This window comes from Deinococcus roseus, assembly GCF_014646895.1.
Classification (GTDB): domain Bacteria; phylum Deinococcota; class Deinococci; order Deinococcales; family Deinococcaceae; genus Deinococcus_C; species Deinococcus_C roseus.
The window spans coordinates 184,491-196,728 of the sequence record NZ_BMOD01000003.1; the positions used below are offsets into that span (position 1 = coordinate 184,491).

Sequence of the window (12,238 nt, forward strand, 5' to 3'; positions counted from 1 at the left end):
AACCGTCACAGGTTCCGTCCTTCTCAAAAGTTGCAATTCAACCCAGAAACTTCTGGTATCCGTGGCAAAGCTGGATGATGAGCAGGTGCAGGGCAGTGAAGGTGCCCACCTTGCCCAGCAACTGGGAGAGGTGGCTGCGGCCAAACTCTTTTAAGGTGAGGTTCTTTTTGGTGTAGAGCATGTCCTCTTTCATCTGCTGGTCGATGCGCCTGTGCAGGATGGGTCTGCGCACCCCCGAGGCGACCATCAGGGCAGACAGCACGAGCAGAAGCACACACAGCCCTTTCAGAATGGGCAACCCAGCAAGCAAAGCGGGTTCTCCGAAGTTGCGCACCAGCACCACAGCATTGAGTCCCAGCCACAGCAGAAGGGCAGGAATGCGGGCACTGTGCACCAGGGCAGAACCGTACAGGTAAAGCGGGTATTCGGGGTCGTTGTGGAAAGGGCTGGAAAGAGGAGCGCTTTTCATGTTTTATCCAGTATAATTTCTTCAGCACAGCTTCAGGTAAGTGAAGGGTGAATTTCATAAAGACAAAATGAACCCTGTTCAGTGCGAGAAAAACAGCTTTTCTGGTGATTCGGCTTTTTCAAACTGAAGATCTGATGAAGAAAACAAGAGGCAATCCGGGCAAAAGCAGAAATGACAGAAATGTTGAAAATCCCATGCAAAAGAAAAGAAATTCATGTTTTGAAACAAACCCCCATGGTCTTGATGGGAAAACCCCACGGCTTCGATGGGGGAAGTTGCAAACTTTTGATCAGGAAGCTTCCTGAAGTTGTGTTCTACACATCCAACCAGGAGCTGGAAAAAGGTAGGATGGGAGCAACAGTCAGGCCAGGATGCTCTGCCTCAGGCTGTATCCGCTGGAATCCACTTCTGTGCAGATCCGGGTTGCGCCAGATCTTTTTGCCTGCTTTGCTGGCCTTCAAGCGAATCGATTGCATGCTCCTGAACCCAGCACAGCCCTTCATGAATCCCGAGGAACCCTGATGGCCCCCGAGTTGACAGCCCTGCTTTATTTTGTTGGTGTGATTCTGCTGGCAGGAATCATCTGGCGTTTCCGGGTGCCCAGAACGGGGTACCGGGATGTGCAGGTGGTCTATGAAGACGCAGAGTGGTGCGTTTATGGCATCACCCACACTGGAGAAAAAGTGCTGATTGACGCTTTCCCCCAGCAAACCGAGGCCCTGGCCTGCGCTTACAAACTGGCTGCAGCCCAGAACATTTCACAGGACGATCTGTCTGAAGATCAGGACGACAGCTGATCCATTGCAGCAGCTTTTTGTTGAAGGGCACGTTCTGCAGGAAGGGGCAAGGCCAGCACTGTACAGCCCCCAAAAACCATCAGGATGAAAAGAAGGTCCAGAACATTCATGGCTTCAGGCTATCCAGCATCAGGTTGCTGGCAGGTTGCCGGGGTTTGCAGCCCAGCTTTGTGATCCAGACTGCATTGAGGTCTTTGCCAGTCCTGCTCAATAAAAGCAAGAGGTGAAGCATGCAAAAAGTGGCTGAACGTGTTTTTGTGATTTCACTGGGCTATGTGAATGTGACGGTGCTGGGAGAACGGGAAAAATTCACCCTGGTGGACCTGGCCACCTTTGGAAGCCTGAAGAACATCGAGAAGGCCCTGCAGCGGGCCGGGTTCTCTCTGGATGGCCTGCACAGTGTGCTGATCACCCATGCCCACCCGGACCATTACGGCGCACTGGCTGAACTGGTGAACAAAAAGCCTGTTCCGGTGTATGCCCATTCACTGGAAATTCCGGTGCTGACTGGACAGCAGCGTCCAGAATTGCCTCCACGGGCCAGCCTTCCTCTGCCGCAGCAGCTTTTGCAGCTGGCCCTCACCAGCATGAAACTGCCGCCCACCGTTCAGGAGGTGTTGCCCATCAAAGAAGGGGATGTGCTGCAGGACATCCTGCCGGGCCTGACCGTCATTGATCTGCCCGGACATGCTCCGGGACAGGTGGGCTTCTGGGTGCCCTCCTCGCGCACTTTGATTGGTGGGGATGTGCTGATGCGGGGCTCCGGGCGCAGCAAACTGCCCCTGCGTGCCCTCACCGTGGACATGCGGCAGGCCGCCCTGTCTGCGCAGCGGGTGCTGGACCTGGATGTGGAAAAACTGATTGTGGGCCACGGCAGGCCCATTCTGGAAAAAGCCCATGTAGAGCTGAAAACCCTGCAGGAAGACATCCGCAAAGAAACCGCTGCCGTCAAGGTGACGGCATGAGCCGGGTGGTGCTGATCACTGGAGCCACCGGAGGCCTGGGACCCAGTGTGGTGAGGGCTTTTGTGAACCAGGGGGACCGGGTGGCCTTCACAGACCGCAGCCTGGAAAAAGCCCAGCAGTTTATGGCGCAGGAAGGTCATTCTGCAGAACAGGTGTTTCCCTTTGCCGTGGATGTCACCCAGCCTGAATCCATTGCCACCTGGGTGGAAGCCGTCAAAGCCCACTGGGGCAGGCTGGATGTGCTGATCACCCTGGTGGGTGGCTTCAAAGCAGGAACCCCGGTCCACCAGATGACAGACCAGGACTGGGACCAGATGCTGAACCTCAATGCCCGCACGGTGTTTCTGGCTGCACGGGCCGTGGTGCCCCATTTGCTGGAGGCAGGCGGAGGCAAGATCATCACGGTGGGGGCAAAAGCGGGTTTTGCTGCAGGCAAAGGGGCCTCTGCCTACGCAGCTTCCAAGGCAGCAGTGCTCAGGCTGACCGAATCCCTGTCTCTGGAACTGCGGGACCACAACATCAATGTGAATGCCGTGATCCCCAGCACCATCGACACCCCGGCCAACCGGGAAGCCATGCCAGATGCAGACCACAGCAAATGGGTGTCTCCAGAAGACCTGGCAAGCGTGATGGTTTTCCTGGCTTCTGATGCTGCCAGGGCTGTGCATGGGGCGCTCATTCCGGTGTACGGAAGGGCCTGAGCAAAGAAGACCGGGCTGCGTCCAGAAACGCCGTTTTGAGCTGCGGATCGCTGACGGCACGGGCCAGCATCACACTGCCTGCCAGCGTGGACAGCACCACCAGTGCGTGCTGTCCACGCTGTTCTGCTGGAAGGTGGTGCAATACCCCTTGCAGAAGGCCCAGCATCTGCTGCAGGAGCACAGTGAAGTGCTCCTGCACCTCCGGGTCCTGTCTGGCAATTTCAGTGGCGAGGGCGGGAAGCAAACATCCGGTTTCAGGGTTCTGGCAGTGTTTCTCATCCAGGTAGGCCAGCACCATCTTTTCGAATGCACCTGTGGGGTCTGTGGTGGCTGCATGAAAAAGCCGCTCCATTATCTCTTCTGCGGCCTGCTGCAAGGCCGCCTGAATCAGGCTGTTCTTGCCCGGAAAATGGGCATAGAACCCCCCATGGGTGAGGCCGAGTTCCTGCATCAGGCGGCCAATTCCGGTGTTCAGACCTGCAGCCCGGAAGCGTCTGGCAGCATGTTGCACCAGACGTTTCCGGGTGGCTTCGCTGTGCCCTGCATGGTAACGCATGTCAACCCCTGGGTCTGAAAATCATGCAGGTGCTGGTTCCATGGGCATAAATCTGACCGTCTGCATCCACGATCTGCCCTTCTGCCAGGGCTGTGCTTTTGCTGATCGAGATGACCTTGCCCACCGCCCTGATGCCCTCTCCGCCCAGGCTGAGCGGCCTGAGGTATTTGATGTTGATGTCCAGGGTGGTGTACCCGGTGCCTGCAGGCAGCAGGGTGTGCACGGCGCAGGCCATCACGGTGTCCAGCATGGTGGCGTACACCCCGCCATGCACCGAGCCGATGGGGTTGAAGTGAAACTCCTGGGGCCTGAAAGGGAAAGTCACCTGACCTTCCTGGATGTCCTCGACGCTGGGGCGGTCTGCACCCAGCATCTGCATCACCGGAGGGGCGGCAAATCTGCCTTCACTGATGCCCCGCAAGAATTCCAGACCGCTGACCTGCTGCACAGATTGTGCCAGTGCAGCAGGATCCTGCCAGTTGAAAGTGCGTTCTCGCATGGTCATTCCTCGAATTTCTGAAAAATCAGGGAGGCGTTCAATCCACCGAACGCAAAGGAGTTGCTGAGGGCGGCTTTGACGGAGGTGTGCACGGGTTCGCGGGCAATTCTGAGGGGGATGTCGGCATCTTCAGCGTTGATGCTGGGAGGCACAATGCCCGAAAAGATTGCCTGAATGCTGGCAATGGCTTCAATGGCCCCGGCTGCGCCCAGCAGGTGTCCGGTCATGCTCTTGGTGCTGGAGACCCAGATGTTCTCGATGGCCTCTCCCAGAGCGGCCCGCAGGGCAGCGGCCTCTGCACGGTCTCCCACCGGGGTGCTGGTGGCGTGGGCGTTGATGTACTGGATGTCTTCAGGTTGCAGGCCAGATTCTTTCAGGGCGGCTTTCACGGCCAGCAGTGCGCCTGCGCCTTCCGGGTGGGGTTCGGTGATGTGGTGGGCATCTGCGCTGCGACCAAAACCCACGATTTCAGCGTAAATTCTGGCCCCTCTGGCTTTGGCATGTTCCAGCGATTCCAGCACCAGCACCCCGGCCCCTTCTCCCAGCACAAAACCATCCCGCTGGGCAGAGAAAGGACGGCTGGCTTTTTCGGGGTCGTCGTTGCGGCGGCTCAGGGCTTTCATGTTGGCAAAACCGCTGATCACCAGTGGGGTGATGATGGCCTCGGTGCCTCCAGCAAGCATCACATCTGCTTCACCGAATCCGATCGCCCGGTAAGCGCTGCCCAGAGCGTCTGCTCCGGTGGTGCAGGCCGTGGACACGCTGGACGCCACCCCTTGCAGACCGTAACGGATGGCCACATGGGAGGAAGCTGCGTTGGCCATCAGCATGGGAATGAAGAAAGGACTGACCCGGCTGTACCCTTTCTCGAAAGCATTTCTGGACTGGGCCTCCCAGGTGTCCATGCCCCCGATGGCCGATCCGATCAGGGAGCCAAAACGGGTGCGGTCTGTGGTGGCAGGATCCAGACTGGCGTCCTGCAAAGCCAGTTCGGCAGCAGCCACGCCCAGATGCACAAAACGGTCGGTGCGTTTGATGTCGCGCAGGTCCATGTACTGCTGGGGATCGAGGTCCACCTCTCCGGCGATTTGCACGGGCAGGCCGTCGGGATCAAAACGCTGAATTTTGCGCACGCCGGACTGGCCCCGCAACTGGGCTTCATGAAATTCCTGTGCTGAGTTGCCAATCGGGCTGATGGTGCCCATGCCCGTAACCACCACGCGGGTTTTCTGGTGTTGCATGACTTCTCCTTGTCCTTGTGCTTGTCCTTGTGCTTGTACCGTCACTTGCATGACGGCCCGTATATGACAGCCATCATATGATGAAAGAAAATGAAAAACCACCCACAAGGTTGCAGGCGGCTTTTGTGAACAGGTCTCAAACAGATTTCAAAAATTCATTTCCACTTTGCAGAACTGACTTTTGCCGTGGCCTGAAAGTAGGTGTACAGCAGCTTCCCCTTGTTGTGGTAGGCAATGATCTGGAATTTGCCATTTTTGTCTTTTTTGATTTCCCAGACCACATTGGCATCACATTTGGCCGAGAATTTGCCTTTGAGGGGGGAGTCGGTTTTGCTGCCCACCCCCTTGGCAGACATCAGGTACTTCATCTTGTTGGACATGGCGTAGATTTCCTGCTGCACTGCCAGACTGGTGATGCATTTGTGGGCGGCCTTGTCTGCAGCTTCCTGGGCCAGTGCCGTTGTGCCCGGCAGCAAAAAGCAGAGGGTCAGAAAAAATCGGGAGGTTCTGAGCATTTGCTGATCTTACCATGCAGGACAGGGCTTTTCAGGGGCTTCAGCTTCTGGCAGCCTCCAGATCGAAACAGCACAGCATGGCGTGTGCAAGGCTGCCCATCAGGCCAGAAGTGTTGCCCAGACGGGTGAAATCCACGGTGAGCTTGCGGGCAGCCAGGGGCATGGCGCGTCCGTACACACTCTGGCGGATTCCGGCCAGCATCAGGGGGCCAATGTGGGCCAGTTCTCCGCCAATCAGGATGTGTGAGGGGCACAGCACGTTGGTCAGTCCGGCCAGCACCTGCCCGATTTTCAGTCCTGCCGCCTGGATGATCGCGTTGGCCTCTGCATCGCCTTCTCCAGCAGCACGGGCGACATCTGCCAGGGTCAGGGCCTGTCCTTGTTGCAAGGGGGCCTGAAAATGGCTGCTGCGTCCAGCAAGCCCTGCTTCAGTGGCCTGACGCAAGATGGCCTGTTCGCCTGCCATGCGTTCCAGACAGCCCCGCTGACCGCAATTGCACAGCGGTCCTTCAGGATCAAGGGGCATGTGGGCGATTTCTCCCGCTCCACCAAAAGCCCCCCGGTAAATCTGACCGTTGATCACCATGCCCGCTCCGATGCTGGAGGAGAGTTTCAGCACCATGAACGATTCAAATTGTGAGCCTTCCCCGTGCCTGCGGGCGTTCCAGAGTTCGCCCAGGGCCATCAGGTTGGTGTCGTTGTCCACAAAAACCGGAACCCTGAAGTGCCTTGAGCAGTAATCCTGAATGGAAAACCCGTCCCACTGCGGCATGATTAGGGAACTGACCATCAGGCCGGTGTTCTTTTCGATGGGACTGGGCACCCCGATGGCCATGCTGAGCAGCTGTTCAGCTGAAATGTGCTGCTGGGAGAGCATCTGGCAGATCAGGGCTTTGATGCGGGCCATCACCTGTCCAGCACCGGCCCGCAAATCCATGCTTTCACGGTGCACCTGCAGCACATTCAGGGCGGCATCTGAGAGCACCACGCTCACTTCACGCCCGGAAATGTCAACGCCCAGATAATACCCGAGGTGGGGATTCAGGCCATACAGGGAGGCTTTGCGGCCCCCCACCGAATCCCGCTGTCCGACCTCCTCCACCCATCCCGAAACCAGCAGGCCATCCAGCAACTGTCCCACCTTGGTGCGGGACTGCTGTGTGACAAAAGCCAATTGCTGGCGGGTGAGGGCACCATGCCACAGCAGGGGGGAGAGGATTTCGCTTTCTTCCTTCAGCAGGCTCAGGTTGGACTGGTGGAATGTTTTCAGCATGGTGTCTCCGCAGCACAGGAACCAGGGGTTTTCAGGGAGTGGCCAACATCACTCTGAACCTTCAGGAAACGGCAAAGCAAGAAAAGTATCGCCCTGAAAGATCCGAGGGCGGTTGCTATGGGGATCATGAACGTTCAGATTCTTAACGTTCAGAATATCGGATGCAGGAATGCCTGTCAAGCCATCAAGTTTTCTGGAGATGTTCCTCTGGCCTCCTGGAGGCTTCTCTGAGATCAATTTGCTTGTGGCTGGGTTGGCTGGCCTTCAGGCAGGATCAAAAATCTGTGCTCAAAGTGCTCAACAAAGGTATTTCCAGCGAAAGCCAGGCTGTGCTGGGCAAAACTGGAGGTCTGCGAACAGGCCATAAAAAACATGAACGTTCAGAAAAAGCCTGGTTTCTGCTCCCTGCAATCACTCCTCTTCCAGAAAAGGCAGGGGATCGTGCATTTTCTGGCGCAGGATCACATAAAAACGCTTCTTGGGGCCAGCAGCCTCCCAGTGGTCTTTCACCACCGTTTTGAATTCCAGTTCCCGTCCAGCATCCCGTTCCGCCAAGATTTTGGCATCGTCGTAGGTGCGGGCCAGGGTCAGGAAGACCCGCCTCACTTCTCCGGTTCCGGTGTTGACGGCACTGCTGGAATAATGGGCCAAAACAAAAATCTGCACATCCATGGCTCCCACTTTACTCCGAGCGCGGCCCGGAAACACCCCGCAAAATGGACGGGTCAGCAGAGCAGAACCCTTCACCTGATCTCCCTGAAGTGACCACCAAGGCAAGAAGGGGGGCACAGAATCTTTACAATAGGAACATGCGCGTTGTTTCCCCCTGGATTTTCCTTGGTTTGTGGATGGGTTTTTCTGTTGCAGCAGCGCAGACAGCCATCACCAAGACCAGTTTGAATTTGCGAGAATCTCCCTCGGCAGGTGCGCCCATCCGGCAGGTGCTGGAAGCGGGTCGCACCGTCTACATCTGGAATGAACTGTTCAACCCCAATTACGATCCCGACTGGTCCCAGGTGCTGGTGGGCAACCAGGTGGGCTGGGTGAAAAGCGAGTACCTGAGCTATGAAAAAGCCGTGCGGGCAGGCAGTTTTGAAGACGCCTATTTTGGTCAGGCCACACGGGTCAAAGAGGCTTTCAAACTGAAATTCTTCCCCGATCCCGAGGTGGCCCTGGACACCGAATGGCTGGTGCGGATCCAGAAAGTGCAGGACGAGTATTTCATTCGCCGCCAGGATTCGGACGTGTTGCCCTTTCAGTCCGATCCCCTGTCTTTCCGGCAAAAACCCCTGCTGGAAACCAGCCAGAACGAGAACGCCCTGGTGTTTTCCTTCCCGGCCCTGAATGCGGGAGGGTACGTGGTGTCCCTGGCACGTGCGGCGGCCCCCAATGCCATCGTGGCGGCCATTCCCCTGATGGTCTCCAACCTCTCGGTGGTCACCAAGAACACCCCCGAAAAAGTGCATTTCTGGGCGCTGGACATCAAAACCGGGCGTCCGGCGGACCATGCAAAAGTGCAGATGTACACCCTCAAAGCAGGCCAGGTGGTGCCCCTGGGGGAAGGCGAGACCTCTGCGCAGGGCACCCTCAGTTTGCCTGCCCCCAGAGACCAGAAAATCAATTACCTGGTGACGGACGGCACCTCCCAGGCCTTCACCCCACCTGCCAACCAGACCCCTGCAGGCGAGGCTTACCGCACCCTGGTGATGACAGACCGCCCCCTGTACCAGCAGTCGGACACCGTGCAGGTGACCGGGGTGGTCCGGCAGCGTCAAAGTGTGGGGTACAAACCTTACAGCGGGGCAGCGCAATTCCGGCTGGTGGATCCGCAGGGCAACACCATCTTCAGCAAGGCCCTCAGGCTGGACGCAGCAGGAACTTTCCGGGAAGACCTTCCCATGAACTTCTCCAGCACAGGCACCTACCATGCAGAGGTGGCGATCAGCTCCAGCACCCCTTACCGGGAAAAACCCATCGAGGAGGTCAGCTTTGTGCCTTTCCTGGTGCAGCCTTATGTGCGGCCCAGTTTTGACCTCGCCCTGACCCTTCCGGAAGAGGTGCTGGCCGGAGAAAGCACCCTGAAAATGCAGAGCGCCCTGTACTCTGGCGGAAAAACCAATGCCAGAGTGGACGTTTTTGCCGTGCAGGGCTATCCCAGCGATCTGTACTGGGGTTACGGCAGTGGCCATGGAGGTCCCACCACCGAGGATTACCAGGATCTGCCCGAATACGAGCTTTATGGGGGGGTTTACGATCCCACCGACACCGAATCCCGTGTGGCCCAGACCAGTCTGCAAAACGGTGAGGGGTCCATCAAGTTGCAATTGAACCCCAGGGACGACAAGCCCACACCGTACATCCTGACGGTGCGTGCCCTGGATGAATTTGGCCGCAAAGTGGTGGCCCAGAAAAACATCATGGTGTACCCCAGCAACCTGGTGCTCAGTGCAGACACCCCGGAAAACCTGAAGGCCAGAACCGCCACCAACCTGACCCTCTCGGCACGCAAGGTGGGCAGCAGTCAGGCCATCACCGGGCAGGCCCTGGAGGTCAAGGTGGTTCGCAGCACCTGGGAATGGGACGATGTCAAAAAGGACTGGAAGGAAGTCATCCTGCAAAGTTACGGTGCACAGACCCGCACCGATGCCAGCGGCAAGGCCACCGTGCCTTACACCCCATCTGGCAGCGGCAGCATCAAAATGGAGGTGACGGCCCATGATGAGAAAGGCAAAACCGCCACCCTCACCCAGTTTGTGGGCTGGATTCCCGAAGAAAACACCGTGTCCAATGGTCAGGATGCCCTGCAGCTCATGGTTCCTGAAACCCGCTTCAAGGTGGGAGAAACGGTGCCCGTGGTGCTCAGCAATTCCCTGCCAGCAGGCACCCTGGTGTGGCTGACTGCAGAGGGAACGGCAGTGCACCAGCAGCAATTTGTGAAAATCAATGGTCCGGCCACCAAAGCCAGCATCAAAATCACCCCAGAAATGCAGCCCGGGTTCTGGGTCAACGCGGTGTACCACACGGCCACCAAACCCGTGATTCAGCCCTATGGGGCTTTTGTGCATGTTCCGGTGCAAAACCGGGATTTGCAGGTCAAAGTCACCCCCGAAAAAGCCACCCTCAAACCCGGAGAAGCTTCACGGTTGCGCATTGAAACCACCCAGAACGGCAAACCCGTGTCTGCCTGGGTCACGGTGGGTGCCGTCAATGAAGCCCTCTACGCCCTGGTGGAAGACGCCACTCCTGACCCCTGGCGCTACTTCTGGGGCATCCCTTATGGCACAGATGTGCTGACCACCTCCGCACTGCCTTCTGGATTTTCTGCAGACAGCGGAGATGGTGGAGGAGATGTGCCCGGTTTCTTCTGGCGCTCCCACTTCCGGGACACGGCTTTCTTTCAGGCGGTCACCACCGACAAGAAGGGGGTGGCCCTGGTGAATTTTACTGTGCCAGACGAGCTGACCCAGTACCGCATTCTGGCCCGTGGCATCGCCCCCGACACCTCTGCTGGCGAGGGGAAAGGCTTCCTGCAAACCAGTCTGGGCTTTTATGTGCGGCTTTCGGCCCCCACGTACCTCACGCACGGAGATGAAACCACCATTTACACCACCGTGCACAACCAGAGCAAAGAAAACCTGCAGGTGGCGGTCAGCTTCAAGTTGCCGTCTGGAACCCTCAAGAAGACGGTCAGTGTGGCCGCCCATTCCATGACGGCTGTTCCCTGGATTGTCAAAGCCCCAGACACCGCCACCCTGCAACTGGAAACCACCGCCAGCAGTGGCACCCTCTCCGATGGGGTTTCCCTGATGGTTCCGATCCGGGAGGCAGGCACAGAGTTTGAATTGCTGCGCACCGGTGAAGCCAACGGCAATGCCCTGGAAAAAGTGAATGTGCCCCCCAGTGCCGAAAATGCCCAGATCGGGGTTTTTGTGTCTGCAAGTCCCCTGCTGGGTGCCCTGCGCAACCTGGATGTGCTGGTGCAGGAAGATGAAAAGAATCCACTGGAAGCTGCCCTGGCTGCCCATTACACCTCGCTGGCCAAAGAAGCCCTGGGGCTGGACACCATGCGGTCTGCAGCCCTGCTGCGGGTGAATGTGCAGCACCTGATGGCCCAGCAGAAACTGGATTCGGGAGGGTTCGCCTGGGCAGGGGGCAAGGCCAGCCCTGCTTACACCCTGCAGGCGCTGACCGCTCTGGGTCAGACCCTTCCTGAGGGACTGGAATTTGCACCCGAAAACTTCAGGTATGCGCTCAATTACCTGCAAAGCACCAAAACCGATTCGGGCAGTTATGAACACCAGAAGATGCTGTTTTTCCTGCAGCAACCCAACAATTTCAAAACCCAGATTCCCAGAACACCGCAGCAGGCTGCAGAAATGGCAGATGTCTTTCAGGATGCTGCGCTGCTGAACCAGGCCCTGAAAGACCAGGTCAAGGACAGCCAGGGCCTCAGCATTGCCTCGGACCTGGAGGCCACCAGCCACGCCCTGCTGGCCGCTGTGAAACTGCACCGGGAAGAAGCCCGTGAGCTGGCCCGCTGGCTTTCCTTCAAGTTGCAGAGCAGCACCCCCAGAACGCAGTCCCAGAGCGCACTGGCCTCTTACGCCATCGGGCTGCACCTCAGGGATGTGGGGGTGGGCCAGCCTTCTGGATCCATCACCGTGAGTGTGAACGGACGCACCCAGTCGCTGGTCCGCCTTCCTGTGCTGGGCAGCAGCCTGTACTTTGAAGGCAAACCCGGCCAGAACACCGTGCAGATCAGCAGCGAACAGCTCTACTTCTACACCATCACCACCGCTTACCGCACCAGCACACCCACCAGCGAAACCAGCCTGTTCAGTCTGGAACGCAGCTACAGCACCACCTCTTTAAAAGGCAATGCCACCACCGAGGTGCGCCTGAAGCTGACGCTGCAGAAAGCCGTCAAACACCTGAAATTGCTGGATCCCATTCCGGCTGGATTTGAAACCCTGGACCTGACCGCTTACCAGGATGTGCAGCCCTCAGGCACCTCCACGCTGTGGGCCAGCAAAGAGCACCTGGAAGGCGCAACAGCCATCTATCTGGAAAACCTGAAAGCAGGAGAATACGTGATCAGCTACAAGTTGCGCTCCCTGGCCCCCGGAACCTACACCAGCCCGGCCCCCAGCCTGCTGGACCTGGATTCTGGCCTGAAAGCCAGCGGAAAATCCACGGTGTTGACAGTCAAGCCCTGAGCAGGA

General features: G+C 57.8%; 11 protein-coding genes. 4 read left to right on the top strand and 7 right to left on the bottom strand.

Features of this window, described 5'->3' with window-relative positions:
* Positions 1 to 37: 37 nt before the first annotated feature.
* The gene (locus IEY52_RS06315; protein ID WP_189001485.1) at positions 38 to 469 is read right to left on the bottom strand and encodes a hypothetical protein; all 432 of its coding nucleotides are present in this window, start codon (positions 467 to 469) and stop codon (positions 38 to 40) included.
* Between the two features lie 521 nt (positions 470 to 990).
* On the opposite strand from IEY52_RS06315, the gene IEY52_RS06320 reads away from it, so the two are divergent.
* The 3 genes from IEY52_RS06320 to IEY52_RS06330 all read left to right on the top strand — a co-directional run bounded on the left by IEY52_RS06320 (position 991) and on the right by IEY52_RS06330 (position 2,932).
* Positions 991 to 1,266, top strand: coding sequence for a hypothetical protein (locus IEY52_RS06320; protein ID WP_189001487.1), 276 nt, complete (start codon positions 991 to 993; stop codon positions 1,264 to 1,266).
* 230 nt (positions 1,267 to 1,496) lie between these two features.
* Complete coding sequence (locus tag IEY52_RS06325; RefSeq protein ID WP_189001489.1) at positions 1,497 to 2,231, top strand: MBL fold metallo-hydrolase; 735 nt, start codon at positions 1,497 to 1,499, stop codon at positions 2,229 to 2,231.
* Entirely contained in the window at positions 2,228 to 2,932 is a 705-nt protein-coding gene (locus IEY52_RS06330; protein WP_189001492.1) for an SDR family NAD(P)-dependent oxidoreductase, read from the top strand. Before IEY52_RS06325 ends, IEY52_RS06330 begins: the two co-directional genes overlap by 4 nt.
* Here IEY52_RS06330 and IEY52_RS06335 read toward each other — a convergent pair.
* The 6 genes from IEY52_RS06335 to IEY52_RS06360 all read right to left on the bottom strand — a co-directional run bounded on the left by IEY52_RS06335 (position 2,907) and on the right by IEY52_RS06360 (position 7,688).
* Complete coding sequence (locus IEY52_RS06335) at positions 2,907 to 3,488, bottom strand: TetR/AcrR family transcriptional regulator (RefSeq protein ID WP_189001494.1); 582 nt, start codon at positions 3,486 to 3,488, stop codon at positions 2,907 to 2,909. The two genes, IEY52_RS06330 and IEY52_RS06335, sit on opposite strands and share 26 nt — an antisense overlap.
* A gap of 1 nt (position 3,489) precedes the next feature.
* Positions 3,490 to 3,987 (bottom strand): PaaI family thioesterase, encoded by a 498-nt coding sequence (locus IEY52_RS06340; RefSeq protein ID WP_229684656.1) that lies wholly within the window; start codon positions 3,985 to 3,987, stop codon positions 3,490 to 3,492.
* A 2-nt stretch (positions 3,988 to 3,989) separates the two neighbouring features.
* The gene (gene fabF, locus IEY52_RS06345; RefSeq protein WP_189001498.1) at positions 3,990 to 5,228 is read right to left on the bottom strand and encodes a beta-ketoacyl-ACP synthase II; all 1,239 of its coding nucleotides are present in this window, start codon (positions 5,226 to 5,228) and stop codon (positions 3,990 to 3,992) included.
* A gap of 155 nt (positions 5,229 to 5,383) precedes the next feature.
* The gene (locus IEY52_RS06350; RefSeq protein WP_189001500.1) at positions 5,384 to 5,743 is read right to left on the bottom strand and encodes a hypothetical protein; all 360 of its coding nucleotides are present in this window, start codon (positions 5,741 to 5,743) and stop codon (positions 5,384 to 5,386) included.
* A 40-nt stretch (positions 5,744 to 5,783) separates the two neighbouring features.
* Complete coding sequence (locus IEY52_RS06355; protein ID WP_189001502.1) at positions 5,784 to 7,016, bottom strand: ROK family protein; 1,233 nt, start codon at positions 7,014 to 7,016, stop codon at positions 5,784 to 5,786.
* Between the two features lie 411 nt (positions 7,017 to 7,427).
* Entirely contained in the window at positions 7,428 to 7,688 is a 261-nt protein-coding gene (locus IEY52_RS06360; RefSeq protein ID WP_189001504.1) for a hypothetical protein, read from the bottom strand.
* Between the two features lie 137 nt (positions 7,689 to 7,825).
* Here IEY52_RS06360 and IEY52_RS06365 point away from each other — a divergent pair, with 137 nt between their 5' ends.
* Positions 7,826 to 12,232 carry an alpha-2-macroglobulin family protein gene (locus IEY52_RS06365; protein WP_189001506.1) on the top strand — a complete coding sequence of 1,469 codons (4,407 nt, stop codon included), beginning with the start codon at positions 7,826 to 7,828 and terminating at the stop codon, positions 12,230 to 12,232.
* Positions 12,233 to 12,238: the final 6 nt, after the last annotated feature.

Excerpts from the sequence above, each read along its gene's own strand:
- IEY52_RS06335 (WP_189001494.1), bottom strand. The coding sequence starts at position 3,488 with ATGCGTTACCATGCAGGGCACAGCGAAGCCACCCGGAAACGTCTGGTG.
- IEY52_RS06320 (WP_189001487.1), top strand. The coding sequence starts at position 991 with ATGGCCCCCGAGTTGACAGCCCTGCTTTATTTTGTTGGTGTGATTCTG.
- IEY52_RS06325 (WP_189001489.1), top strand. The coding sequence starts at position 1,497 with ATGCAAAAAGTGGCTGAACGTGTTTTTGTGATTTCACTGGGCTATGTG.
- IEY52_RS06355 (WP_189001502.1), bottom strand. The coding sequence starts at position 7,016 with ATGCTGAAAACATTCCACCAGTCCAACCTGAGCCTGCTGAAGGAAGAA.
- IEY52_RS06330 (WP_189001492.1), top strand. The coding sequence starts at position 2,228 with ATGAGCCGGGTGGTGCTGATCACTGGAGCCACCGGAGGCCTGGGACCC.
- IEY52_RS06365 (WP_189001506.1), top strand. The coding sequence starts at position 7,826 with ATGCGCGTTGTTTCCCCCTGGATTTTCCTTGGTTTGTGGATGGGTTTT.
- IEY52_RS06340 (WP_229684656.1), bottom strand. The coding sequence starts at position 3,987 with ATGCGAGAACGCACTTTCAACTGGCAGGATCCTGCTGCACTGGCACAA.
- fabF (WP_189001498.1), bottom strand. The coding sequence starts at position 5,228 with ATGCAACACCAGAAAACCCGCGTGGTGGTTACGGGCATGGGCACCATC.
- IEY52_RS06315 (WP_189001485.1), bottom strand. The coding sequence starts at position 469 with ATGAAAAGCGCTCCTCTTTCCAGCCCTTTCCACAACGACCCCGAATAC.
- IEY52_RS06360 (WP_189001504.1), bottom strand. The coding sequence starts at position 7,688 with ATGGATGTGCAGATTTTTGTTTTGGCCCATTATTCCAGCAGTGCCGTC.
- IEY52_RS06350 (WP_189001500.1), bottom strand. The coding sequence starts at position 5,743 with ATGCTCAGAACCTCCCGATTTTTTCTGACCCTCTGCTTTTTGCTGCCG.